This window comes from Flavobacterium sp. GCM10023249 (assembly GCF_042653365.1).
Taxonomy (GTDB): domain Bacteria; phylum Bacteroidota; class Bacteroidia; order Flavobacteriales; family Flavobacteriaceae; genus Flavobacterium.
In genome coordinates this window covers 1-24894 of the sequence record NZ_JBHSHZ010000002.1, presented here as the reverse complement: position 1 = coordinate 24894, position 24894 = coordinate 1, and the positions used below count along the sequence as shown (strand labels likewise).

The 24894-nt window shown below is 35.1% G+C and carries 21 protein-coding genes; 8 read left to right on the top strand and 13 right to left on the bottom strand.

Annotation, left to right across the window (positions count from 1 at the left end):
• Nucleotides 1–11: 11 nt before the first annotated feature.
• Nucleotides 12–1952, top strand: a complete 1941-nt coding sequence (locus ACFO7M_RS00110) for a tetratricopeptide repeat protein (protein WP_379733273.1) — start codon at nucleotides 12–14, stop codon at nucleotides 1950–1952.
• 41 nt (nucleotides 1953–1993) lie between these two features.
• Here the strand turns inward: ACFO7M_RS00110 and ACFO7M_RS00105 are convergent, their stop codons facing one another.
• From ACFO7M_RS00105 to ACFO7M_RS00070, 8 genes are all read right to left on the bottom strand, one after another.
• Nucleotides 1994–4915, bottom strand: a complete 2922-nt coding sequence (locus ACFO7M_RS00105; protein ID WP_379733271.1) for a T9SS type A sorting domain-containing protein — start codon at nucleotides 4913–4915, stop codon at nucleotides 1994–1996.
• Between the two features lie 34 nt (nucleotides 4916–4949).
• Nucleotides 4950–5462, bottom strand: a complete 513-nt coding sequence (locus ACFO7M_RS00100; protein WP_379715060.1) for a hypothetical protein — start codon at nucleotides 5460–5462, stop codon at nucleotides 4950–4952.
• A gap of 94 nt (nucleotides 5463–5556) precedes the next feature.
• A complete protein-coding gene (locus ACFO7M_RS00095; protein ID WP_379733268.1) occupies nucleotides 5557–7443 on the bottom strand; it encodes a T9SS type A sorting domain-containing protein in 1887 nt (628 codons plus the stop codon).
• Between the two features lie 53 nt (nucleotides 7444–7496).
• Nucleotides 7497–8432, bottom strand: a complete 936-nt coding sequence (locus tag ACFO7M_RS00090) for a methionyl-tRNA formyltransferase (RefSeq protein WP_379733266.1) — start codon at nucleotides 8430–8432, stop codon at nucleotides 7497–7499.
• A 1-nt stretch (nucleotide 8433) separates the two neighbouring features.
• The gene (locus ACFO7M_RS00085; RefSeq protein WP_379733263.1) at nucleotides 8434–9585 is read right to left on the bottom strand and encodes an ABC transporter substrate-binding protein; all 1152 of its coding nucleotides are present in this window, start codon (nucleotides 9583–9585) and stop codon (nucleotides 8434–8436) included.
• Nucleotides 9586–9623: 38 nt separating this feature from the next.
• On the bottom strand, nucleotides 9624–10175 hold the full coding sequence (locus ACFO7M_RS00080) for a phage tail protein (RefSeq protein WP_379715052.1): 552 nt from the start codon (nucleotides 10173–10175) through the stop codon (nucleotides 9624–9626).
• Nucleotides 10176–10211: 36 nt separating this feature from the next.
• A complete protein-coding gene (locus ACFO7M_RS00075) occupies nucleotides 10212–10763 on the bottom strand; it encodes a phage tail protein (RefSeq protein ID WP_379715050.1) in 552 nt (183 codons plus the stop codon).
• 49 nt (nucleotides 10764–10812) lie between these two features.
• Nucleotides 10813–11364: a phage tail protein gene (locus ACFO7M_RS00070; RefSeq protein WP_379715048.1), complete on the bottom strand. Its 552-nt coding sequence runs from the start codon at nucleotides 11362–11364 to the stop codon at nucleotides 10813–10815.
• A gap of 153 nt (nucleotides 11365–11517) precedes the next feature.
• Here ACFO7M_RS00070 and ACFO7M_RS00065 point away from each other — a divergent pair, with 153 nt between their 5' ends.
• The 7 genes from ACFO7M_RS00065 (at nucleotide 11518) to ACFO7M_RS00035 (ending at nucleotide 18263) form a co-directional block, all read left to right on the top strand.
• On the top strand, nucleotides 11518–11871 hold the full coding sequence (locus ACFO7M_RS00065; RefSeq protein ID WP_379715046.1) for a hypothetical protein: 354 nt from the start codon (nucleotides 11518–11520) through the stop codon (nucleotides 11869–11871).
• 16 nt (nucleotides 11872–11887) lie between these two features.
• Nucleotides 11888–12673, top strand: coding sequence for a hypothetical protein (locus tag ACFO7M_RS00060; RefSeq protein ID WP_379733260.1), 786 nt, complete (start codon nucleotides 11888–11890; stop codon nucleotides 12671–12673).
• A gap of 9 nt (nucleotides 12674–12682) precedes the next feature.
• On the top strand, nucleotides 12683–13438 hold the full coding sequence (locus ACFO7M_RS00055) for a hypothetical protein (protein WP_379733257.1): 756 nt from the start codon (nucleotides 12683–12685) through the stop codon (nucleotides 13436–13438).
• 651 nt (nucleotides 13439–14089) lie between these two features.
• Nucleotides 14090–14884 (top strand): sensor histidine kinase, encoded by a 795-nt coding sequence (locus ACFO7M_RS00050; protein WP_379715040.1) that lies wholly within the window; start codon nucleotides 14090–14092, stop codon nucleotides 14882–14884.
• A 2-nt stretch (nucleotides 14885–14886) separates the two neighbouring features.
• Nucleotides 14887–15564, top strand: coding sequence for a response regulator (locus ACFO7M_RS00045; protein ID WP_379715038.1), 678 nt, complete (start codon nucleotides 14887–14889; stop codon nucleotides 15562–15564).
• A gap of 322 nt (nucleotides 15565–15886) precedes the next feature.
• Complete coding sequence (locus tag ACFO7M_RS00040; protein ID WP_379715036.1) at nucleotides 15887–17098, top strand: asparagine synthetase B; 1212 nt, start codon at nucleotides 15887–15889, stop codon at nucleotides 17096–17098.
• A gap of 253 nt (nucleotides 17099–17351) precedes the next feature.
• The gene (locus ACFO7M_RS00035) at nucleotides 17352–18263 is read left to right on the top strand and encodes a glutaminase (RefSeq protein WP_379715034.1); all 912 of its coding nucleotides are present in this window, start codon (nucleotides 17352–17354) and stop codon (nucleotides 18261–18263) included.
• Between the two features lie 34 nt (nucleotides 18264–18297).
• Here ACFO7M_RS00035 and ACFO7M_RS00030 read toward each other — a convergent pair whose 3' ends face one another.
• From ACFO7M_RS00030 to thrS, 5 genes are all read right to left on the bottom strand, one after another.
• Nucleotides 18298–20430 (bottom strand): S9 family peptidase, encoded by a 2133-nt coding sequence (locus ACFO7M_RS00030; protein ID WP_379733254.1) that lies wholly within the window; start codon nucleotides 20428–20430, stop codon nucleotides 18298–18300.
• Between the two features lie 142 nt (nucleotides 20431–20572).
• Nucleotides 20573–20917 carry a 50S ribosomal protein L20 gene (rplT, locus tag ACFO7M_RS00025; protein WP_250600736.1) on the bottom strand — a complete coding sequence of 115 codons (345 nt, stop codon included), beginning with the start codon at nucleotides 20915–20917 and terminating at the stop codon, nucleotides 20573–20575.
• A gap of 155 nt (nucleotides 20918–21072) precedes the next feature.
• The gene (gene rpmI / locus ACFO7M_RS00020) at nucleotides 21073–21270 is read right to left on the bottom strand and encodes a 50S ribosomal protein L35 (RefSeq protein ID WP_379715030.1); all 198 of its coding nucleotides are present in this window, start codon (nucleotides 21268–21270) and stop codon (nucleotides 21073–21075) included.
• 80 nt (nucleotides 21271–21350) lie between these two features.
• Nucleotides 21351–21905 (bottom strand): translation initiation factor IF-3, encoded by a 555-nt coding sequence (infC, locus tag ACFO7M_RS00015; protein WP_379733556.1) that lies wholly within the window; start codon nucleotides 21903–21905, stop codon nucleotides 21351–21353.
• 17 nt (nucleotides 21906–21922) lie between these two features.
• Entirely contained in the window at nucleotides 21923–23869 is a 1947-nt protein-coding gene (thrS, locus tag ACFO7M_RS00010) for a threonine--tRNA ligase (protein WP_379715028.1), read from the bottom strand.
• Nucleotides 23870–24894 lie beyond the last annotated feature (1025 nt).

The window sequence follows — 24894 nt, the reverse complement described above, 5'->3', positions numbered from 1 at the left end:
ACTATTTTGATATGGCTGAGAAAAAGAAAATACATTCAAAAGATACTGTTGAAGTGAAAACAACGCAAAAATCCTATTCATGGATGCTTTGGGCGGTTGGGATTGTTTCTTTTGCTTTGTATGCGAATACTTTGGCACATGGTTTTGTTTTGGATGATATTGCTGTAATTCAGGAAAATAAATTTGTAAAAAATGGAATTCTTGGAATTAAAGATATTTTTACCACTTTTTATTGGCAAGGCTATTGGAATTCCAATAGTGGTTTGTACCGACCAATGTCATTGGTCTTTTTTGCTATTGAATGGCAATTGATGCCTAATTCTCCTTTTATACACCATTTTAGTAATGTACTATTTTATGTGTTGAACAATGTGTTGTTGTTTATAGTACTCCGACACTTTTTTAAAAATTATTCGTATTGGATTTCATTTATTATTGTCATTCTTTTTGCTGTACATCCAATACATACAGAAGTAGTTGCCAATATAAAAAGTAGAGATGAGATTTTGTGTCTGTTCTTTTTTCTTTTAACAGTATATGGTTTATTCTGCAGGAAAGAGAAGTATTGGAAAATTCTTTCTGTTGTTTTCTTCCTTTTTAGTTTACTATCCAAAGAAGCGGGAATTTTATTTCTACCGATTTTGGCTATTCTATTCTGGAGTCAATTCAAGAATACTAAACAAGTAGTTCAATCTATTTTGCCTCATGTAGTTGTAACGATCAGTTGGTTAGTTGGTCATCAATTGGTGATCAATTCATCACCATTCCCAAAAATACAATATACGTATTTGGACAATTCTTTAGTTGCGTGTACTGACCCGCTAACACAAATAGCGACTGGTTTTACCATTTTAGGACGGTATATCTGTAATTCGTTTTTTCCAATGAATATGAGTTATGATTATTCCTTCAATCAAATTCCGTGTGTTGGTTTTTTTTCGTTGCCTTTCTTAGGAAGTGTGTTGGTATTTCTTCTATTATTAGTGATTGCGTGGTTTTATAGAAAGAAATGTACTGAGATTTCGTTTGGTATTATTTTCTTTTTTGTAACGATTGTTTTAGCCACAAATATACTACTGTTGATTGGTACTACTATCGGAGACAGGTTATTGTATACTCCAGTTTTAGGGATTTGTATCGCTTTGGTTTTTATAGTTTTTCATAGCTTTAAAAAGTTGCAAAATGATACGAATAGTGGAAAATTAATTTTAGGCTTTGGTTTACTGTTTTTGACTTTCTTTATACATACTTTTCAAAGAAATAAAGATTGGAAATCGAATCATACGCTTTTCACTTCGGATATCCATCATGCTCCAAACAGTGCAAGAGTAAACTTTAATTATGCTACAGCCTTTTTTACACAGTTACCAGAAGATGTTTCCGATCAGCAATCACAATTGCCTTTAATTATTGAATATTATACTAGAGCGTTACGTATTGATCCCAACGATAAAAGTACATTGGTTAACCTTGGAGTTTGTTATTATAGAATTAAAGATTACGATAACGCTTATACATGCACTAGCAAGGCAATAGCAATTGATCCAAATGATACAACACTTTTTGGAAATTTAGCAGACATCTACTTTATGAAGTCGGATTATGAAAAGGCCATTATAGCATATAAAAAATGTATTTCAACTAAATCGGATTCATTTAATACGTATAATTTTTATGGAACTGCGCTTTTTAATTTGAAACGATACAATGAGGCAATCACTGTTTTTGATGAAGGACTTAAAAAAGAACCCAATCATTCCCAAATGTGGTTGAATTATGGTAATGCATTGGCAATATCGAGTCGTTTCAAAGAATCTATTACAGCTTTTGAAAAAGCATATGCTTTAAATCCAAATCAAAAACAAGCTTTAAATTGCTTGTTTATGGCCTACAATGCCATTGGAGATACTTACAAAGCCAATTATTATTACCAACTTTATATAAACAAATAGGCCGTAATACTACGGCCTATAATTTAGTATTTAAGGATTAGTTATTTCTTTATAACTAATTTCTTTGTTGGAATGTTTGTTCCTTTGTTTCCTTTAACAAAGTAAGTTCCATCACTTAGTTTCTCAATATTGATCGTTGTTCTAGCATTTGCTTTTGCAGTAAAACTTTCTACAATTTGACCTAATTGATTTACAATTACAAAATTCCCATCGGTTTCTGTTTCAATAGTAAGACTTCCATTGTTTGGATTAGGATACATTTTGAACTTATCAAATAAATTAAAATCATCCGTGTCTAGCGTAGTTACGGTGATGCAACTTGAGGTAACGGTACAGCCACCGAAAGTGATTTCAGCTTTATAATCGCCAACAATAGAAGGAGTATACGTTTGATTTGTTTCTCCAGTTAGCAATGTATTAGGACAACTGTACCATTGATAGGTCGCACCATTTTGAGTTGCGGTTAATATACCAGCAGATTGCGTTACACTGGCATCAACAGCTGTTGGTTGAGTGATTGTAAAGTTTACATCTGTTGTACAAGAGTTCGCATCGGTAATAGTACATGTCCATGTGCCGGCAGTTAGACCAGTCACAGATGTTGTACCATCACCTGTTGGATTGCCTGGTGTCCAGTTGTAAGTATAGCCACCAGCACCACCAGATACAGGATTAATTGAAGCTGCACCGTTCGATCCGCCATTACAAGAAACATTGGTTTGTGAAGCCGCAGTAGCCGATAAAGCTGTTGGTTGTGTAATAGTAAAGTTAACCGCTGTTGTACAAGAGTTAGCATCAGTAACTGTACACGTCCAAGTGCCTGGCGATAATCCAAATACAGAAGTTGTTCCATCCCCTGTTGGGTTTCCAGGAGTCCAATTGTAAGTATATCCACCAGCACCACCTGTAGGTGTATTTATTGAAGCTGAACCGTTCGATCCACCATTACAAGATACATTGGTTTGTGAAGCCGCAGATGACAATAAAGCAGTCGGTTGGGTAATGGTAAAGTTTCTAGCGGTAGTACAACCATTAGCATCGGTTACCGTACACGTCCAAGTACCAGCAGATAATCCAGATACTGAGGTTGTTCCATCACCTGTTGGGTTTCCAGGGGTCCAGTTGTATGTATAGCCACCAGCACCACCTGTAGCTGTATTTACAGATGCTGATCCATTTGATCCACCATTACAAGATATATTAGTTTGAGTATTTGCATTCAAGACTAAAGAAGTAGGCTGAGTAATTGTAAAGTTAATCGCTGTTGTACATGCATTGGCATCGGTAACAGTACACGTCCATGTCCCCGCAGTTAAACCAGTTACAGAAGTTGTTCCATCACCTGTAGGGTTACCTGGAGTCCAGTTGTAAGTATATCCACCAGCACCACCTGTAGCTGCGTTTACCGCAGCCGCTCCTGTCGAACCACCATTACAAGCAATATTCGTTTGTGAGCTTGCTGTTAGCGAAAGAGAAGGAGGTTGTGTAATTGTAAAGTTTCTAGCTGCAGTACAACCATTGGCATCAGTAACAGTACACGTCCAAGTTCCCGCTGTTAATCCGGTTACAGAAGTTGTTCCGTCACCTGTAGGGTTTCCTGGAGTCCAGTTGTAAGTATATCCACCCGCACCACCTGTAGCTGCGTTTACGGCAGCCGCTCCTGTCGAACCACCATTACATGCGATATTCGTTTGAGAACTAGCATTTAATACTAAAGCTGTAGGTTGTGTAATAGTAAAGTTAGTTGAGGCTGTACATCCAATAGCGTCGGTTACAGTACACGTCCAAGTACCTGCTGTTAGACCAGATACGTTCGTAGTTCCATCTCCAGTTGGATTTCCTGGTGTCCAATTGTAAGTGTATGGCCCAATTCCACCAGTTGCTGCATTAACTTGTGCCGCACCATTGGATCCGCCGTTACAAGCTATGTTGGTTTGGCTTGCGTTGGTTAACGAAGGTACCGAAATAGTAAGTGTTGCCGAATTTGAATTTGTGAAACAGGTTAATGGACCATTATAGGTTACACATCGGTATAAATAACCACTCATACCTGAAGTTGCGCCGGTTATGGTTAAAGTATTTGTTGTCGCGGTTGAATACACACCACCATTGGTTATGTCTGTAAATCCGCTTCCTGTGTTTACCTGCCATTGATATCCAGTAGCACCTGTAGCAGTAACCGCAAAAGTTGTATTTGCATTATTACAAATACTTCTATTTGCAGGTTGTGCAGTTATTGTTGGCGCAACACAAGCAGGGGTTTCAAATAATCTAAAATTATCTATGGCCCATTCTTCATTAGTACCATTTGAATAGGCTCTAATTCGGATGTCAAGGGTATTCCCAGTTCCGACGATGTTGCCTTGGATATCAGCGAAAGTGCCCGATAATATTGGCGTATTTCCCACACTATCACCATCTGTATCTAATGCTAATGCTTTATTATCCGTTCCTGGACTAGTAGCATTATTAGCAAAAAATGCCAAAAGTCTGGTATAAGCCCCGGCACCATTGAATCGATATTCAACAATTACATAATCGGTATGCGAACCTCCTAAACTACCGTTTGCGTTTTCAAAAGCTGCGTTGATATTGTTTGCGGCGAAATAACCTCTGAATGAAAGCCCAGTTTTACCACTTACATTAATTCCTGTCCAATTGATCTCTTGTTCTTCTTGTCCGCCTCCAAGTGGTGTATCATGATCTTCACCTGCCCAAAATTTTGCACCTTCCAAATTTAGATATCCACCAGGTGAAAACATGGTTTGTATACCCGCATTATTTGTTCTGAAAAAATAAGCAGTAGCCGGAGAACCAGTACTGGATTCATTTTCCGGACTTCGTGTTCCGTTTGATGGTGCTCCAGCGTCTTCGAACGTATCACTCCAAAACTGTGTTTGTGCATGAAGGTTAAAAACACCAAAAAGTACCATTACTAAGAGCAATGTAATTTTTTGTTTCATTTTATTAAGTATTTAGTTTGTATCTGAAAATATTTTATTTTACCAATTTAAAATTGAAAAAAGAAGCTATTTCGTTTTCTAAATGTTGGTTTTTTGGACAATCATTATAGTCGAAATTTTTGTTGTAATTCCATTCGTCACTATGTAAGTTACAACCGCTGGTAGACAAATAGATATATCCTGTATAGGGTTTGTATCCTGTAGCCGTAATTTCAACTTTAACTTTTTTACTTATTTTGCCTTCATCGGTAAAACCAGATACAATAGCATAATCACCGTTAGAGGTTACTATATCTTGAGTTGAGTTAAAAAGTCGATTTGCTTTAGCTTTAACAGACATTTTACAATTCTCAATTGGTTTTAAAGTAGTTGCATCTAAAATTGCTCCTTGTAAAACAATTTTTTTAGATACCTTTCTAAGAGGTAATAAATCGATGACAGTACTTTTATCTTTTTCTGTAGTATTCGCCAATACGTCAGTTCCAGACATTGCTAAAATACCTATCGAAGCTATACTCACATTTTTTACAAACAATCTTCTTTTCATAATTTCTCAGATTTGATTTTTATAAGAATACTTTTCAATGATAATTGGGAATTATCATTGAAAAGTTTGGATTTTTTAATTGGATTTATAAAAACTATTTATTAATAATTATTTTTTTGGTAACCATTTTTGTACCGTCTGTACCTTTTACAAAGTAAATACCGTCAGATAAATGAGTAAGATTAATACTGTTTATTGTATTTGAAATTACCTTAAAAGTACTTACGGTTTGTCCTAATTGATTGACTACTTGAAAATCTCCATCGAAATCTGATTTTATATTCATCGTAGTACCATTATTAGGATTTGGATATAAAAGGAAAGATTTGTTTGCCACAAAATCATCGTTGCTTAATGTGCTGTCTAATAATCTTAAATTATCCATTGCCCATTCTTCGTTACTAGAATTAGAATGCGAACGTATTCTTATATCCATCGTAGTTCCTGTACCAACGATATTGCTCTCAAACTGTTGAAAATTTGTTGTTAGGATTGTACCATCTCCTATATTGTCTGAATTTGTATCGACAGCCAAAGATCTATTGTTTGTTCCAGAAGGAACATTGTTATTACCATAAAATTTTAGAATTGGTGTATATGAACCTCCATCAATTCTACATTCAACAATAATATAGTCGCTGTGTGTTGCTCCTAATGCTTGTGTGTCGAAGGCAGCTGAAGTATTGTTTGCTGCGAAAAGTCCTTTAAATACAAGATCTGTTTTGCCACTAATATTGATACCAGTCCAGTCGATTTGTTGTTCTTCGTTTCCTGCTACTGGTGCTCCGGATAACTCATCGTGATTTTCTCCAGCCCAAAATTTAGCTCCTTCGGATAATTGGTATCCACCACTAAGTGATGAAACTAAACTAATGTTAGCATTGGTTGTTCTTGTGAAATACGAAGTGAATGGGGAACCTGAACCCGAATTGCTTTCAGCTGTTCTAACTCCACTAGAAGGCGATCCTGTGTCTTCAAAAGTATCATTCCAAAATGAAGGCGTTGCATCTGGTACATAATTTACCACAGCATCACCATTCATTGTTGCTGTACAAAGTCCAACGTTTCTTGTTCCTATTACAGTATAAGTTCCTGATGTTGTTTGTACACCAAATGAAAGGGCAGCTCCTGTACCCGCTACTGGTGCCCCTACATTAGCTACACCATTTTTTAATTGATAAGTTACACCCACTTCTGAATTGGACAAACCAACTGAAATTGATGAACCAGTTCCACCGCCAGTAACATTGTATACGATTGGAGTAACACATGCTGGTCCTTCCTGAAGTCTAAAATTATCTATAGCCCATTCTTCACTACCACCATTCATGTAACTTCTAATTCTAATCGTTAAAATGGTTCCGGTTCCTGCGATTTGTTTCTCAAAAGTTTGAAAAGTTGAACTAAGTATTGTGCCATCACCTACATTATTTCCATCTGTATCTAATGATAATGACTTGTTATTTGAGCCGCTATTTATTCCGTTGTTTGCATAAAATCTTAAAAGTGGTTGATAAGAACCACCATCAATATTGTATTCTACAATAACGTAATCATTATGACCTGAGCCAAAAGTTGTGTTTTCAAATGCTGCAGTTGAATTGTTTGCAGCAAAAAGTCCACTAAAGTGTAAATTTGTTTTACCACTGATATTTATAGAGGACCAGGTGATTTGTTGTTCCTCTGTACCTGCTACAATTGCTCCAGTGATTTCATCATGATTTTCCCCGGCCCAGAACTTCGTACCTTCTCCAGATAAATACCCTCCACTAATAGAAGTTACTACATTGATACTAGCATTATCGGTTCTTGCAAAATAAGAAGTATACGGTGAACCGGTTCCAGTGTTGTTTCCCGGAGTTCTTGTACCGCTTGAAGGAGCTCCCGCATCCTCAAAGGTATCACTCCAAAAAACTTGTGCTTGCCCGCTAAAAACACTAAAGACAAGTAAGATGATTGATAAAGTAATTTTGATCTTCATTTTATTAAGTTTTTTAGTTATAGAATGTTTATGTTGTTTGTTCTTAATATTCTTTAGTTTAATACGTATTGATTTATTTTCTTTAATTTCGAATACTCTTTAGAAGTCATAATCCCTTCATCGGTGCTTAAAATTGTTATTCCAATCATTTCATTATCAGAGCAAGCAACTTTTAATAAGTCTTCATCAGATAATGCTATGATAGTGCCAACTTGCAAGTCATCATGGTGTTCATCTAGAACAACTGCTGATATAATTTTGATTTGTTCACCAAGTAGGGTGGCATCTGCACCACTATTCCAAGGATTACAAGCATTTATCAAAGCAATGATTTCCTGGGCATTCATATTTTTCCAATTAATGTAGGTATCTGATAATTCTGGTTTTTCATAATAACAAGAATCATTTTCATCCTGAACAAAGTTGGGTATTTTAGAACCGTATTCTAACATATTTGCCACATTCAGAACGACTTGCGACATCCGGGTACTGATTTTGACGGTTAAACTACCGTAAGTTTCTTTTTTATCTATAGCAATGGGATCATTAAATATAATATTACCTTGATCAAAGCGGTTACTCATAAAATGGGCACAAATTGCCGTGTTATTTTCTTGATTTCTTAAAACCTCAAAAATGGGCATTGGACCTCTGTATCTTGGTAATGGACCGGGATGAAAATTGATAAATTTGTCATGTCCATAGGATAAAACAGATTCAGGTAATAGAAATGGAAATGAAATCGAAAAAATGTAGTCCGGTTGTAGTTCATCTAACCAGTCACGCATTGCAGATAGCGATTTTCTTGTTGGAAAAGAATGAAAAGCCAATCCGCTGTTTGAAGCTTCATTTTCTAAAGCTTCCGTAACTGTTGTATTGCCTTTGCCAATTGCTATTCCATATAGAAATTTCTCAAATGCTAATAATTGCAATGTTTTGAAAGCGAACTTTCCACCACATAATACGACTATTTTCTTTTTGTTTTCCATATTATATACAAACGTAACTATTATACCAAGCGGAGGTGATTCCTTCTAATTCTTGACTATATAAATCATCAAAATAGTGGTTGGTATTTTCAATTGTTGAATTTATCAGTACCGAACAGTTTCCATTGGCATCAGGCACAATAGATGCTTCGTATAAAGGAGCAATGGTTTGATTGTGCTTTGAATAAAATGTAATTATTCCTCTGGGACTTTTAAATTGAAACTCATTCAATCCTTCAATGACTTTCGGGATATTATTAGTGTTAGATTCTAAAAGAGATGCTATTCTTTTTACTAACTCGGCGCTTTCCCATCCCAATAATGAAAATATATTGGGTGTTTTTCCTAACGATTCGATTGTTTCAATAAATGCTTTGTTTTCCGGATTGATTATGTTTTTCGACCATGACGCAATACCATGAATATTATCACTTGGACAAATTACATTTTTCAACATCGTTTCTTCAAAACCAAAAGGAGCTAAAAAAATCGGAATGTTTGTACCATTAAATAAGGCTTTTATTTTTTCAAAATACCATTGTACATAATCGCCACTGAAAAGTGATAAAAAAGCAGAATCAGGATAAGAATTCAGAAAACCGGTTAAAGGTTCCATGGTAAAATCCTCTTCTTTGTATCCAGTTGCATGATTGAAACAAATTGTACCGCCTTCATTTTCAAAACTTTTAGATAAGCTATAAGTTTGTAAATATCCGCCATCATAATAGCCTGTTATCATTCCACCTGTAGTATAGCCTTTTTTTATAGCTAATTTTGAAGATAAAAACGCTCCCAACGAATTATGAAGGGAATGATAAATTATATTGGGACAAACAGACCATTCCTGAGGCATATTGGCACCTGCATCAAGAACAATCAAAATTTTATTCGTTGCTAAGAATAAAGGACGTAACAACTCGGCCATTCTATGGCCTATATAGGCTATAACCAGATCAGCACTTTCGTCCAATAATAACTTTTCTGCAGATCTATAACATTGTTGCTTATCAGCACCAAATCCTATATTCTCAGTAACAATTTTAAAATCCTCTAATCCTATTTTTTTTAAATTGGATTTGAGCCCTTCGAAGAGGTCAAATCCAATTGTTGTGTAATAAGTGGATTTAGGTAATAAAAGTCCAATTTTTCTCATTTATAGTATTCTTGACAATCGATTATTGTCTTTATTTTTTAGTTACGTGAAGGGAAAATTCCTTCAATGGCAATAGAATAATTGATTGTTAAGTATGGATTCAAAATGGAAAACGGTTGACTTCCACCAGCTGGTGCTGTAGATCCAGAAACAACAGGAGCTCCTAATGATGCCGTTGGTGAAGCTGCAGGTCCAAAAGTGTCATTCACCGCATTCCCTATATAATTGTTAGCAGCGGCAGAATCTTCACTTGCAGCAGTCACAGGTATTCTTACATTTATCCCAGTAGCAGCATGATTGTGTATTGGCATATTGTTAGTGGTTAATGTAGCCGTTGTTGTACCTCCAACTTGTCCCATAACATAGTTTGGTAATCCTGGTCCAGTTCCTTGTCCAATGGGTGCACGACCTTGTAAATCAGGTAAAGCAAATGTAGTTTGACCATTCCCGCCATAGGTTGTACCTAATAAAGAAAATAGCGCTGTGTTTTGAGCAATACTCATAATTTGACCTTGACAGGTTGCATAACCTCTTGGTGCAAAGTTGAATCCGAGAATTTTGATTTCTCCAATAAATGGTTCGGTAGACATAGTTTTATTTTTTTGATTGTTAATAAATTAGCTGGATTAATTTCTTGAAGGGAAAATACCTTGAAGAGCAATAGAGTAATTAATTGTTAAATAAGGGTTTAGGACTGAAAAAGGTTGGCTCCCTCCAGCCAATGCTGTAGACCCAGAAACTACAGGAGCTCCTAATGAAGCTGTTGGGGAAGCAGCTGGACCAAAAGTGTCATTCACCGCATTCCCAATATAATTATTTGCAGCTGCAGAATCTTCACTTGCTGCAGTTACAGGTATTCTTACATTGATACCAGTTGCAGCATGATTGTGAACTGGCATGTTGATGGAAAGTAATGTCACATTCGTCGTTCCTGCCAATTCTCCCATACTATAAGGAGGTAATCCCGGACCTTGTCCTTGTCCTACGGGTACACGACCTCTTAGGTCAGGAAGGGCAAATGTAGTTTGACCATTTCCACCATAAGTGGTTCCTAATAATGAAAAAAGTGCTGTGTTTTGAGCTATACTCAAAATTTGACCGGAACAAGTAGCATAACTTCTCGGAGCAAAATCAAAGGCTAAAATTTTGATTTCCCCAATAAAAGGTTCTGTAGACATAGTTTTAGTTAGTTTAAGTTTGACTATTACACAAATATATGCTTTTTATTTAATTTCTCGAAGGGAAAATTCCTTGAAGTGCAATTGAGTAATTAATTGTTAAATAGGGATTTAGTATTGAAAACGGTTGGCTTCCTCCAGCCAAAGCTGTAGCGCCTGATACTACTGGTGCTCCCAATGAATTTGTTGGAGACGGAGCAGGTCCAAAAGTGTCATTTACCGCATTTCCAATATAATTATTGGTAGCAGCAGAATCTTCACTTGCCGCAGTTACTGGTATTCTTACATTGATTCCAGTGGCAGCATGATTGTGTATCGGCATATTGTTGGTAGTCAATGTCGTTGTAGTTGTACCTCCAACTTCTCCCATTGTATAAAAAGGTAATCCTGGCCCTTGACCTTGACCAATAGGCATACGACCTTGTAAATCAGGAAGCGCAAATGTAGTTTGCCCATTTCCACCATAGGTAGTGCCTAGCAATGAAAAAAGTGCTGTATTTTGAGCAATAGATAATATTTGGCCTTGGCAAGTTGCATAACTTCTTGGGGCAAAGTTAAAACCGAAAATTTTGATTTCCCCAATAAATGGTTCTGTAGACATACAATTAAAGTTTAAAAGTTAATTTTTCTTTGAAACTGCTAATTTATCGTATAACTAAAAATAGGCTATAGGTATTTTTACTTGTTTTTCAATGAAGCCTTTTTTAATTGAATTATAGTATTATTTTTGTTAAATAAACAAACTTTTAAAATTATGAAAGAAAACACTATTACTTTAGAACAAGCGCAAAAATGGGCCGCTAGATGGAGAAATGAAGAAGGAACGTATAATGCACACAACAAATTAAAAGCGTTCTTAATCCCTAAAGTGGATATTATAGAAGTTTTAGCGGAAGATATTGATGCAGCTAGAGCATACATTGGGATCGATGATGATGGAGTAGAACGCCTTATGATTGTTGGTACAAAATACGATCCGAAAACAGATACTTATGTTGATATGATTTCCGGAACCACAAATGGGGAAACTTTGGTTGAAGGAGATATTTATGACTTTACACAACCTTGCCCAGATACGTGTGACAGGAAAAGTCCTTTATATCTTTAAATTAAAATTTAACATTGTGAAAAGAAAATTATTAGGATCTTTTTTAATCTTTTTAGCTTTAGAATCATGTCAAAAGGAGGATTTAAAAATCGAAAATTCAAGTGAATCAAATTTTGTTGCTTTTCAAAAAAAATGGAAAGAAGCTGAACTAAATTCTAATGCATTAAAAATACAAGGGAATTCAACGTGTTATTTGTTTTCTAAAGAAACTATAAATGGATTGCTACTAAACACGCATGTAGTAAATTTTAGATTTGTGCTGGGGCTAACAAATGAAAAGTTAGACATAAAAGTGCAAGGTGTCGATTTGGAAGGTGTAAATAGGGGAGTTGTTAATTCTATAATTTCTAATGATAGGTCAGTAGCCTCTGTTTTAAAGGTATTGCATACATCAACTCTAAAATCTTCGAGCAATAGATCGATTGTTGGACAACATTTATTAGAACCCAAAGTAGCTTTTGATTATATAAATAAATGGAATACTAAATTGAAAAATGCTACAGGGGTAGAAGATGTTGTTTCCTATGATATGGAGCGTATAAGACATTTTAGTATTGAAAAAGAAGTTATAACTGAAATAGCTAAATCCAACGGGTTTAAATATTTGGGGGTGTTTTTTGGTATTAACCCAGAAGGGAAATTGACAACTGTTTTAGTAGGTTTAGATGAAAACAAAAATATAATATTACCATCTTCTCTTTCTAGAGATGCTAGTGAATTAGGAGGAGTTTATGATTTTACAAAACCTTGTCCTAATACTTGTGACTCTGGAAGTTCATTAAATAGGCAAATGAGTCAATAGTTTGATACTATGAGAAAAAAAATAATTGGATCTTTTTTAATCTTTTTAACTTTAGTGTCATGCCAAAAGGAGGATTTAAAAATCGAAAATTCAAATAAATCAAGTTTTTTTGATTTTCAAAAAAAATGGGAAGAGGCCGAACTAAATCCTAATGTATTAAAAAAACAAGGAAATTCAACGTGTTATTTGTTTTCTAAAGAAACTATAAATGGATTGCTACTAAACAGGGATGTAGTAAATTTTAGATTTTTGTTGGGGCTGACAAATGACAAGTTAGACATAAAAGTGCAAGGTGTCGATGTAGAAGGTGTAAACAAGGGAGTTGTAAATTCAATAATTTCTAAAGATAAGTCAAATGCCTCTTTTTTAAAGGTATTGCATACATCAGCACTAAAATCTTCGGATAATAAATCGATTGTTGGACAACATTTATTGGAACCCAAAGTAGCTTTTGAATATATAAATAAATGGAATACCAAATTAAAAAATGCTACAGGGGTAGATGATATTGTTTCCTATAATATGGAGCGTATAAGACATTTTAGTATTGAAAAAGAAGTTATCACTGAAATAGCTAAATCCAAACGGTTTAAATATTTAGGAGTGCTTTTGGGTATTAATCCAGAAGAAAAATTGACAACTGTTTTAATAGGTTTAGATGAAAACGAGAGCATAATAGAGTCATCTTCACTTTCTAGAGATGCTAATGAATTTTTAAGTGTTTATGATTTCACAAAACCTTGTCCGGATACTTGTAATAAATGAGGTAACTTTTAAGTAAAGATGATTGTAGAAATTGTTGCGGATTTAGGGTATTTACTTTTATTATTAAATATAATTCTTTTTACTATAGGTTTTTCCAATAAAGGAAAAGCCTATAGGATTTTTTTAAGCTATTTGATAATTATCTTTTTTATTCAAATAATTGCGAAGGTTTTTAATTATTTTAATTACAATAACTTATTTCTTTCGCATTTTTATTTTGTTCTGCAATTTATATTGTTGAGTTATTTCTATTTGAACTTAGATTTGAATGAATTTCAAAAAAAAACTATCAAAATGGGATTTCTTTTGTGCTTGTCGGCGTTGACTGTACAATACTTTTTGGATAGAAATTTTTTTACAAAATTTAATTTATTTGAAATTTTTATCACCTCATTTTTACTAATTATATATGCTACATTTTATTTGTATAATTTATTAAATGAGAGAAGGGATTTCTATTATGTGAATTTAGGGGTTTTAATTTACCTGTTTGGAAGTACTGTTATTTTTTTAGCAGGAAATTTATCTATCCTTTATGAGTTGAAATTGAAATTTAGTATATGGGTACTTAATGCTCTACTATATGTGATCTATCAGTTATTTATTTTTATGGAATGGAAAAAAAACTTTTCAGAAAAGGAATTATAAAAAATGGATAATAACAGCACAATTCAGCAAAATGAGCTTATAAGCGCAATTATATATACATTCAGTGGTTTTTTGTTGATGGCGTTGGTATTGGTATTGTTTTTTTATTTTTCAAGAAAAAAAATCATACAAAAGGAAATTGAAAAGAAAAATTTAGAGGTAAATTATCAAAAAGAATTACTGCATTCAATTATAGTAACTCAAGAAGAAGAAAGAAAGAGAATAGCACAGGATTTACACGATGATATTAGTTCTAAATTAAACATTGTTTCCTTAAATAGCCATCTTCTTACAGCAGATAACTTATCGGAAACCGAAATTCATACCATTTCTGCCAATATTATTAATTTGACTACAAAAGCGCTGGATAATTCAAGAAGAATTGCGCATGATTTGTTGCCTCCTGTACTAGAGAAATTTGGGTTACATGCAGGTGTTGAAGAATTGTGTTTTGAGATAAACAGCAGTAAGTCAATACAAATAGAATACATGAATTCCGTTACGTTTGAGTACGAAGATATTCACAAGCATTTACACGTTTTTAGGATAATTCAAGAGTTGTTTAATAATTCTATAAGACACGGGAAAGCTACCAAAATAAACCTTTCTTTTGAACAGAAAAACGGATTCGTGTATTGTTATTTTACGGACAATGGAATTGGCTTTGATACTAAAAAAATGGAGAACCAGAAAGGATTGGGAATGAAAAATATTGAAAGCCGAATTAGCTTTCTTAATGGAGCTATAGAGGTAAATTCTGAAATAAATAGAGGAACACAGGTAACGTTTAATTTTTGAAAATGGAAAATACGATTAAAATCATTTTGGCTGACGATGAAGTTCTTTTCAGAAAAGGAATCTCTTTTTTATTGGAAAGGGAGAAAAATTTTGAAATCATTTTTGAAGTATCCAATGGTGAAGAACTCGTTTCTTTTTTGAAAGAAAGTACCATTCATCCGGATATCATCATGATGGATTTGAAAATGCCTCAACTGAACGGTGTGGAAACTACCCGTATAATACATAATGATTTTCCGGATATTAAAATAATTGCATTAACGAGCTACGATTCAAAGTCATTTATTGCGAATATGATTGGTATTGGTGCGGCTTCTTATTTAGTCAAAAATACAACACCAACGGAAATGATTAAAACAATCAATGAAGTGTACCAGAAAGGAATTCATTATAATGAACAGGTATTGAAAATACTGCAAGAAGGAATTACTTCCTCAGTAAAGCAAAACAGAACCTTATTTGATGAAGATTATTTAACGAATAGAGAAAAAGAAGTACTACTGTTGATATGTAAGCAACTCAATACTCACGAAATTGCCGACAAACTTTTTATTAGCCCCAGAACTGTCGAAGGCCACAGAAACAATTTGCTACTTAAGACTGAATCTAAAAATGTGGCAGGATTAGTAGTATACGCAATTCAAAATAAAATAATTGCTGTCGAAGATTTAATGATTTGAGACAAGGTTTGAAATGGCCAAGAAATAATAAATTGCCAAAAGCAAAACCAACAGTAATACGCCCAATTTTTTAAAAGGATACGTAGTACTCTTTCTGATTTTATCCTCCAATGGCTGAATAGCTTTCATTTGTTAAGCTTTCAAATGGTTAAGTGTCAAAGTTAACGCATTGCAGTTGCTTTAAATTGCGTATTTATACGTGTTTTAGTATAGCTATAACAGTTTATTAGAAAAGAACTGATTATATTTGAATAGAAATATAATGAAGATGCGATTCCAAAAAATAGTTTTTTGTACTGTTTTGTTTTTGATTTCATTTGCAATGAGATCCAATTACGTATTGCTTCCTATGGATGAGAATTCTCAAAAAAACCATCTGAAAGCTTATGGAATAACCTATTGGGCTATAGAAAAACAATACAAAGCCAGCTGGTTGCTTAACTATCGTGGCGGTTCTTTTTTATTACCGGATGCCGGCGAAATCAAGAAAGAATGTCAGATAAGAGGGGTTAGTTTTGAAATACTCTCGGATGGAGAAACCAATCAACTCTTAGCCGAAATCGCTTCTCCTTCTCAAAATATGGAAGTAGTGGCTTTGGAAAAAGCACCTAAAATTGCCGTGTATACACCAAAAGGAAAACAACCATGGGACGATGCCGTAACCTTGGTGCTTAATTATGCTGAAATTCCATATAAAGAGGTATACGATGAAGAAGTTTTAAGTGATCAATTGTTATTGTACGACTGGTTGCATTTACATCATGAAGATTTTACCGGACAATATGGGAAATTCTATGCCAATTACCGGAATATGCCGTGGTACATCGAACAGAAAAAAGAAGCAGAAGCACTTGCCAATAGATTAGGTTATAAAAAAGTGGCTGAAGAAAAATTGGCGGTTAGCAAGAAAATTAGAGATTTTGTCATCGGTGGTGGTTTTATGTTTGCTATGTGTTCAGCTACCGACAGTTTCGATATTGCGTTGGCTGCCGAAGGGGTTGATATTTGTGAAACTATGTTTGATGGTGATCCAAGTGAATCCAATTATCAGTCGAAAATCGATTTTAGTAAAACGTTTGCTTTCAAAAATTTTGTTTTGGAACGCAGACCAGAAAAATATGAATTCTCGAATATTGATATGACAGAAAAAAGAGTGGTGCCTTTCGAAAAGGATTATTTTACGTTGTTAGAGTTTTCAGCAAAATGGGATGTAATTCCGTCGATGTTGTGCCAAAATCATACTCAATTGGTGAAAGGTTTTATGGGGCAAAGTACTTCTTTTGACAGGGAGTTAATCAAATCCAATGTCTTGGTTATGGGAGAGTGCCAAATTAATGGTGAAGCAAGATATATTCATTCTCAAAAAGGAAAAGGTTTCTTTACTTTTTATGGAGGGCATGATCCGGAAGATTATCAACATCGTGTTGGTGATGAGCCTACTACACTTGATTTACACCCCAATTCACCTGGTTATAGATTGATCCTAAACAATATTTTATTTCCAGCTGCTAAAAAGAAACATCAGAAAACATAGTTTTTTTCTGTAAGGATACAATAAAAAAATAGTATTTTTGTTGTATAGACAAACCAAACCCTAAGTTGCCCAATGAATAAAGATTCTGATTTTAGAATCACTTATAAAGATGTATTGTACGTGATTGCTGTATTTTTTTTAATAGTTATTATACTAGTCGCATAATCTAATCTAAGTGAAAAATAAAAAGTCCCAAAGTCATTCGTGTTGAGTTTGGGATTTTTTAGTACTACATTAGCAGAAATTTTAGCAAATGAACTATTCAGGAATTCTTAACGATATCTATAATGAAGCGAAACTACAACCCAAAATAGGGCAGGTAGCGACTTCAATTCCAGAATTGGCTTCCATCTCTCCGGACAAATTTGGAATGCATCTTTTGACAATTCAAGGAGAAGATTATCACATCGGTGATGCTGCTGAAAAATTTTCAATACAATCGGTTTCCAAAGTATTATCTCTAACTCTTGCTTTTTCTTTTATTGGTGAAAAAATATGGGAAAGAGTAGGTGTAGAACCTTCGGGTAATCCGTTCAATTCATTGGTTCAGCTCGAATATGAAAAAGGAATTCCAAGAAATCCTTTCATCAATGCAGGTGCCTTGGTGATAGCCGATATATTGGTTTCGGAATTGAATAATCCAAAAGAGGATTTTTTGAATTTTATAAGGGAGGTTTCGGGCTATGATACAATCGATTTTAACCATTATGTTGCCAATTCTGAAAAGGCTACCGGATTTAGAAATGCAGCATTGGCCAATTTTCTCAAATCGTTTGGGAATATAAAAAATGATGTAGAGCAAGTACTCGATTTTTATTTTTATCAATGTGCTATCGAAATGACTTGTAAAGAACTAGCACACTCATTTTATTTCTTTGCTAACGAAGGAAAAACGAAAGCGGGAAAGCAAATATTGAATAATAGTCAAGTCAAACGATTGAATGCAATTATGCAAACCTGCGGGTTTTATGACGAATCCGGTGAGTTTACCTATAAGGTTGGGTTGCCTGGAAAGAGTGGAATAGGCGGGGGAATTGTAGCGCTTTATCCTAAGAATTTTGTGGTAGCTTCCTGGTCACCCCGATTGAATGAAAAAGGAAATTCGGAATTGGGAATGTTCGCTCTGGAACAATTGACAACCAAAACCGGAATGTCTATATTTTAAATAAAAGAGCCACTAATCAGTGGCTCTTTTTATTTTATTTGTTGTTTTCGATTACATAATCCAAAACTTTCTGAATCAAATGTACTCGGTCTTTGCCTATTACATTGTGCTTGTGCATTGGATAAGGGAAATAATCCACTTGTTTTTGCACTTCAACAAACTTCTTAACCAAAGATAGGTTATGTTGTTCTAAAACCACATCATCGCTTGTGCCGTGAATCAATAACAATTTTCCTTTTAAGTCTTTGGCATAATTCAATACGCAGGCTTCATCATATCCTTTAGGATTTTCTTCAGGAGTGTCCATATAACGCTCTCCATACATGATTTCATACCATTTCCAATCAATTACTGGACCACCTGCTACACCCACTTTGAAAATATTGGGTTGACGTAACATTAATGAAGTGGTCATGAATCCTCCAAAACTCCATCCGTGAACCGCTAAACGGTTGGCATCCACATAGGGTAACGATTTTAAGTACTCAATTCCTAATAGTTGATCTTCGATTTCATGGACTCCCAATCTGCCGTGAATGGCGCTTTCAAATGCTACTCCTCTGTTGTCTGATCCTCTGTTGTCTAATGTAAATACTAAATAGCCTTGCTCAGCCATATAATACATCCATAAATTAGCGCCGTCCAAATATGAGTTGGTAATCAACTGGGCATGTGGACCACCATAAACATATACCAAAACCGGATATTTTTTGTTGGGATCGAAATTACTTGGTTTGATAACACGGGTAAATAAATCGGTTACACCATCTGTCGATTTAATGGTTTTGATATCCGCCGTACCCATGAAGTAATCCGCATATTTATTTGCACTCTCTAAAAGTAGCTTGGATTTTAAACTTTTATCGTATAAAACAGATTTTGACGGTGTTGCATGGTTAGAATATTCATCCAAAATCCAATTGCCGTCAGAACTAACAGCTAAGGTATGTACTCCTTGGTCTTTAGTGATTAGGGTTTGTTTTCCTTTTAAATCTACTTTATAACCCAACATATTAGTGCCGTTTTCTCCGGTAGCCATAAAATAAATTTCAGTACCAGCTGTGTTCGTTCCTAAAATTGTTCGGGTTGGGAATTTATTCTGCGTTAGCTTTTTAATTAATCTTCCTTCTAGATTATAGTAGTACAAATTGTTGAATCCGTCTTTCTCCGAAATCCAAATGAAGTTGTTGGTTTTTGCTGATGGGAAGAATGCTTCATGTTCAGGTTCTATCCACTTGGTACTTTTTTCATTCAGTATGGTATGAACAAATGCACCCGAATTCGCATCGTACAAATTCAAATTCATGTCATTCTGACCGCGATTTAGTTCCGCTATGATGATGTATTTTTCATCCGGTGTCCAACTTAAATTGGTCAGGTAATCGTTCGGATTTCCTTTTGGTGCAATGAAAACGGTTTTGCCAGTCGACACATTGTAAATACCAACTTTTGGTTTTTCGGAAGACTGACCTGCCATTGGGTATTTAATATTGACCAATTTTCCTGGTGTTTGAGTAATGTCTAACAATGGATAGTTGGCAACCTCAGATTCATCTTTTTGGTAGAAAGCCAAATAGTTTGATTTTGGTGACCAGAAAATACCGCCATTAATACCGAATTCATTTCTCGCTATCGATTGGCCTGATATGATTTCAGGATTACTTTCGTTAGTTACTGCAATTTTTTCCTGATTTTGATTGTAGAAATATAAATTGTTTTTTTCGGTAAAGGCTAACTTTTGTTTCGCTTTATCAAAGGTTAGGTTGTCTGCGCCTTCTCCAATCTGTTGTATTTTTTTTCCTGTTTTAGTAGGAATATTGTAAGTATAATAGTTTGCACCATCAGTGAGTAAAACCGTAGTGGCGTCAATCCATTCCAATCCTCCAAAATTCTTCAGTTTGGTGCCTAATGCTTCATTAATTTCGGTAAGCTTTAAGTATTCTGAAGTCGTGTTGTCTGTGGCTTGAGCTGTTACCATTTTGGTCCAAGCATCAGTGTAGTACACATATTTGTTGGTATTCGGTATCCACTGAAAACCGGTTAGTCGGTCCGCTCTGAATTGTCTGTTTTGTTGTAAAACCGATTCTTCTAAAGTTAGTTTTTTGCTTTGGGCAAAAGCACCGATACTTAAAGAAAGGCTCAACACCAAAAGTATTCTTTTATTCATAATAGAGTAATTTGATTTGTTGGCAAATGTATTAAAAATGAGATACTAATGTTTAATTTTTAGAAAACCTTAAGAAATAAAAAATCCCATTCGTTAGAATGGGATTTGAGGTAAGTAAGTCAAATATATTGTTAAACGTTTATTATTTTACTTTGTTAAGAATAGCTTTGAAAGCTTCTGGGTGATTCATCGCTAAATCAGCTAATACCTTACGGTTTAACTCGATGTTGTTCGCTTTGATTTTACCCATGAATTGAGAGTAAGACATTCCTTCTAATCTTGCACCAGCGTTAATACGCATAATCCATAAAGAACGGAAGTTTCTCTTTTTTTGCTTTCTGTCACGGTAAGCATAAAGCATTGCTTTTTCTACCGCATTCTTAGCAACTGTCCAAACGTTTTTTCTACGACCAAAGAAACCTTTGGCTTGCTTCATTATCTTTTTTCTTCTTGCTCTTTTAGCAACTGAATTTACTGATCTTGGCATAATTTTACTTTTTTTTGAAGTAAGGCGTTCTGATCGATATCAGACTCTTAATAAAGCCCACCCCAGGGTTATTGATTTTTTTAACCAAAGAACTTGAAAGTTCTATGTTATAAAATTGTATTCTCTAAGCCTTCGCTCAAAGTGTACAGTTTTTATTACATCATTCTTAATTGTTCTTTAACACTTCTCTCATCTGATGGGTGAACCAAAGCAGAGTGAGTTAACGCTAATTTACGTTTCTTAGACTTTTTAGTCAAAATGTGACTTTTAAAAGCGTGTTTTCTTTTAATTTTTCCAGAGCCAGTAACTTTAAAACGTTTCTTAGCACTAGATTTAGTTTTCATTTTAGGCATAATTTCCCAAATTTATTTAATTCAACTTACTTACTTATCTTGGCTGTAAGCTTTAAGCAATTGCTTATAACTTGTAGCTATTATTTTTTCTTTTTCGGAGTAATGAACATAATCATTCTCTTTCCTTCAAGAACAGGCATAGCTTCTACTTTACCAACTTCTTCTAAGTCCTGAGCCAATCGTAATAATAAGATTTGTCCTTGCTCCTTATAAATGATAGAACGTCCTTTAAAGAATACGAAAGCTTTCAATTTCGCACCGTCTTTCAAGAATTTCTCTGCATTCTTCTTTTTGAATTCATAATCGTGCTCATCTGTCTGAGGCCCAAAACGAATCTCTTTAATTACAATTTGAGTAGATTTTGCCTTTAGTTCTTTCTCACGCTTCTTCTGCATGTAAACGAACTTCTTATAGTCCATAATTTTACATACCGGCGGTTCTGCGTTCGGAGAAATCTCAACTAAATCTAATTCTAGTTCATCTGCTAAACGTAAAGCTTCTGAAGTTTTTACTACTCCTGGTTCTACATTATCTCCTACAAGACGTACTTCTGGAACACGAATGAATTGATTGATTCTGTGCTCGTCTTTTTTTTCTACTCTGGGTTGAAATCCCCTGTTGTTTCTAATTGCGATAACTTTTAATTTTTTAGTTAAACATCAAATGACTTTAATGATTTGTTCACTTCTTCGTTAACAAGAGCAACAAACTCATCTATTTTAATGGTAATATTTCCTTTTCCTTCTTGACCGTGACGTCGTACCGATACCGTTCCGTTTTTCTCTTCTTCTTCGCCGACAATCAGCATAAACGGGTATTTCTTCACTTCAGCCTCACGGATTTTCTTACCGATCGTCTCGTTACGGTTGTCAATTAGGGCGCGAATTTCGTGATTTTCTAGCAAATCTGAAACTTTTTTCGCATAATTTTCATATTTCTCACTCAAACTAAGGATAATAGCCTGCTCCGGCATCAACCAAAGTGGGAAATTTCCTCCTGTGTGCTCTAATAAAATCGCTATAAAACGTTCCATCGATCCAAAAGGCGCTCGGTGAATCATTACCGGTCGGTGTAATTCATTGTCCGCTCCTTTGTAGGTTAAGTCAAAACGCTCTGGTAGGTTGTAGTCTACCTGAATAGTTCCCAACTGCCAGCTTCTTCCTAATGCATCTTTTACCATGAAGTCAAGTTTCGGGCCATAGAAAGCGGCTTCTCCTGCTTCAATAACATAGTTCAAACCTTTGTCTTTCGCTGCGCTGATAATTGCATTCTCTGCTTTTTCCCAGTTTTCAACACTTCCGATGTATTTGTCTGGATTGCTTAAATCACGTACCGATACTTGTGCAGTGAAGTTTTCAAACCCTAATGATCCGAATACATACAATACCAAATCAATTACATTTTTGAACTCCTGATCCAATTGATCTGGTGTACAAAATAAATGCGCATCATCCTGAGTAAATCCTCTCACACGTGTCAATCCGTGTAATTCTCCTGATTGCTCATAACGGTATACAGTACCAAATTCAGCATAACGCTTCGGTAAGTCTTTGTACGACCAAGGTCTAGCATTGTAAATCTCACAGTGGTGCGGACAGTTCATCGGTTTTAGCAAAAATTCTTCGCCTTCTGCCGGTGTATGAATCGGTTGGAAACTGTCTGCTCCATATTTTGCATAATGTCCAGAAGTAACATACAATTCTTTCTGACCAATGTGTGGAGAAACTACTTGCTCGTAACCTGCTTTTTTCTGTGCTTTTTTTAAAAATTGCTCCAAACGATCACGTAACGCAGCTCCTTTTGGTAACCATAACGGTAAACCTTGACCTACGCGTTGCGAGAAATGAAACAATTCTAATTCTTTTCCTAGTTTTCTGTGATCACGTCGCTTCGCTTCTTCAAGTAACTCCAAATAATCAGTCAAGTCTTTTTGTTTCGGGAACGAAATTCCGTACACACGTGTCAACTGCTTGTTCTTTTCGTCACCTCTCCAGTACGCACCCGCAACCGAAAGGATCTTCATTGCTTTGATGATTCCTGTGTTCGGGATGTGTCCTCCACGACATAAGTCGGTGAAAGTGGAGTGGTCGCAAAACGTAATGGTGCCATCTTCTAAATTCTGGATCAATTCCGTTTTGAACTCATTGTTTTTGTATAGTTCTAATGCTTCAGCTTTAGTAGCGGAGCGCATCTTAAATTCGTGTTTCTCACGAGCAATTTCAAGTACTCTGTCTTCAATTTTCTTGAAATCAGCATCGGTAATTTTTTGATCGCCAAAATCTACATCATAGTAAAATCCTCTCTCGATTGCTGGACCAATTGTTAGTTTGATGCCAGGGTATAACTCTTCAAGAGCTTGCGCCATCACGTGCGAAGTCGAATGCCAGAATGCTTTTTTACCATCTGCATCATTCCATGTAAATAATGTAAGCGTACCATCGGTCGTTAATTGGGTTTCGGTTTCAATCGTTGTAGCGTTAAAAGAAGCCGAAATCACATTTCTTGCTAAACCTTCACTGATAGATTTAGCCACATCCATAGGAGTTACGCCACTTGCGTACTCTCTAACCGAACCGTCTGGTAAAGTAATCTTAATCATTATTGTTAATTTAAGTCCGCAAATATATACCTTTCGCAAAACACATACAATATATATAGGTATATTCTTTCGTGTAACTAGTGATTAGTAGTTAGTGATTAGTGAAGAGTCCTTGGTCTTTAATGAGTGCAACCGACGATTAGCGTCTAAGTAATCTGAATTGTTTAAGTAGTCTAGATAATGGCGTGTCCCTTCGTCCCTTCGGGTCGCGTGTTCCGTTGTATCTTTTATTGTTGTCTTCGTGAGCCTCAGTCAACCATAAAAGGATGCCACTTCACCCGCTCACGCGAACATTGGGTTCAAAGAAAGTACACCTATATATATAGGAGTAAATATATAGGTGTGTAGAATTGGAAACGACTAAGTAGTTAACCCTGTCAGCGGTTTCCAACCCTGACAGCGGTTGCTTCCAAAAGTAGAACTTAGATAAGCCGGTGATTTCAATAGCCTGCCACAAGAATTACAATGATGATAATTCCTAAATAAGATATAAGGTTTGTGTCGAATTGTTCAAAGTAGTATCAAAGTAGTATTAAAGTAGTATTAAAGTAGTATTAAAGTAGTATTAAAGTAGTATTAAAGTAGTATTAAAGTAGTATTAAAGTAGTATCAAAGTAGTATCAAAGTAGTATCAAAGTAGTATCAAAGTAGTATCAAAGTAATATTAAGGTAGTGTTAGGCTACCAGTAAAGGATATAAAATCATGCCATCGCTCCTGCTAAAAGCTTACTTTGTGTATTGTATGGTGCAATGGGGATAGGGTAGTTTAGCGGATGTGCTACAAAGCTGTAAAAAACTTTAACGTCTAACTTACTGAGGTTCAGATGAAGTAAAAAAAGATACAAAAAAAGGTTATGAAAAGGTTAGGAAATGTAAAAAGAAGTGGTACTTTTGCACCCGCATTGAACAACAAGTGACATGCGAAACCGCAAAGTTCTTTATAATAATGTTCTAAAAAAGTCTAAGTGATTGAGTTTGAATCGAGAGAGAAAAACTTAAAAAAAATCGCAAAAAGATTTGGAAAG

Coding starts and splice junctions, on each gene's coding strand:
- ACFO7M_RS00110 (WP_379733273.1), top strand. CDS start 12: ATGGCTGAGAAAAAGAAAATACATTCAAAAGATACTGTTGAAGTGAAA.
- ACFO7M_RS00105 (WP_379733271.1), bottom strand. CDS start 4,915: ATGAAACAAAAAATTACATTGCTCTTAGTAATGGTACTTTTTGGTGTT.
- ACFO7M_RS00100 (WP_379715060.1), bottom strand. CDS start 5,462: ATGAAAAGAAGATTGTTTGTAAAAAATGTGAGTATAGCTTCGATAGGT.
- ACFO7M_RS00095 (WP_379733268.1), bottom strand. CDS start 7,443: ATGAAGATCAAAATTACTTTATCAATCATCTTACTTGTCTTTAGTGTT.
- ACFO7M_RS00090 (WP_379733266.1), bottom strand. CDS start 8,432: ATGGAAAACAAAAAGAAAATAGTCGTATTATGTGGTGGAAAGTTCGCT.
- ACFO7M_RS00085 (WP_379733263.1), bottom strand. CDS start 9,585: ATGAGAAAAATTGGACTTTTATTACCTAAATCCACTTATTACACAACA.
- ACFO7M_RS00080 (WP_379715052.1), bottom strand. CDS start 10,175: ATGTCTACCGAACCATTTATTGGAGAAATCAAAATTCTCGGATTCAAC.
- ACFO7M_RS00075 (WP_379715050.1), bottom strand. CDS start 10,763: ATGTCTACAGAACCTTTTATTGGGGAAATCAAAATTTTAGCCTTTGAT.
- ACFO7M_RS00070 (WP_379715048.1), bottom strand. CDS start 11,364: ATGTCTACAGAACCATTTATTGGGGAAATCAAAATTTTCGGTTTTAAC.
- ACFO7M_RS00065 (WP_379715046.1), top strand. CDS start 11,518: ATGAAAGAAAACACTATTACTTTAGAACAAGCGCAAAAATGGGCCGCT.
- ACFO7M_RS00055 (WP_379733257.1), top strand. CDS start 12,683: ATGAGAAAAAAAATAATTGGATCTTTTTTAATCTTTTTAACTTTAGTG.
- ACFO7M_RS00050 (WP_379715040.1), top strand. CDS start 14,090: ATGGATAATAACAGCACAATTCAGCAAAATGAGCTTATAAGCGCAATT.
- ACFO7M_RS00045 (WP_379715038.1), top strand. CDS start 14,887: ATGGAAAATACGATTAAAATCATTTTGGCTGACGATGAAGTTCTTTTC.
- ACFO7M_RS00040 (WP_379715036.1), top strand. CDS start 15,887: ATGAGATCCAATTACGTATTGCTTCCTATGGATGAGAATTCTCAAAAA.
- ACFO7M_RS00035 (WP_379715034.1), top strand. CDS start 17,352: ATGAACTATTCAGGAATTCTTAACGATATCTATAATGAAGCGAAACTA.
- ACFO7M_RS00030 (WP_379733254.1), bottom strand. CDS start 20,430: ATGAATAAAAGAATACTTTTGGTGTTGAGCCTTTCTTTAAGTATCGGT.
- rplT (WP_250600736.1), bottom strand. CDS start 20,917: ATGCCAAGATCAGTAAATTCAGTTGCTAAAAGAGCAAGAAGAAAAAAG.
- rpmI (WP_379715030.1), bottom strand. CDS start 21,270: ATGCCTAAAATGAAAACTAAATCTAGTGCTAAGAAACGTTTTAAAGTT.
- thrS (WP_379715028.1), bottom strand. CDS start 23,869: ATGATTAAGATTACTTTACCAGACGGTTCGGTTAGAGAGTACGCAAGT.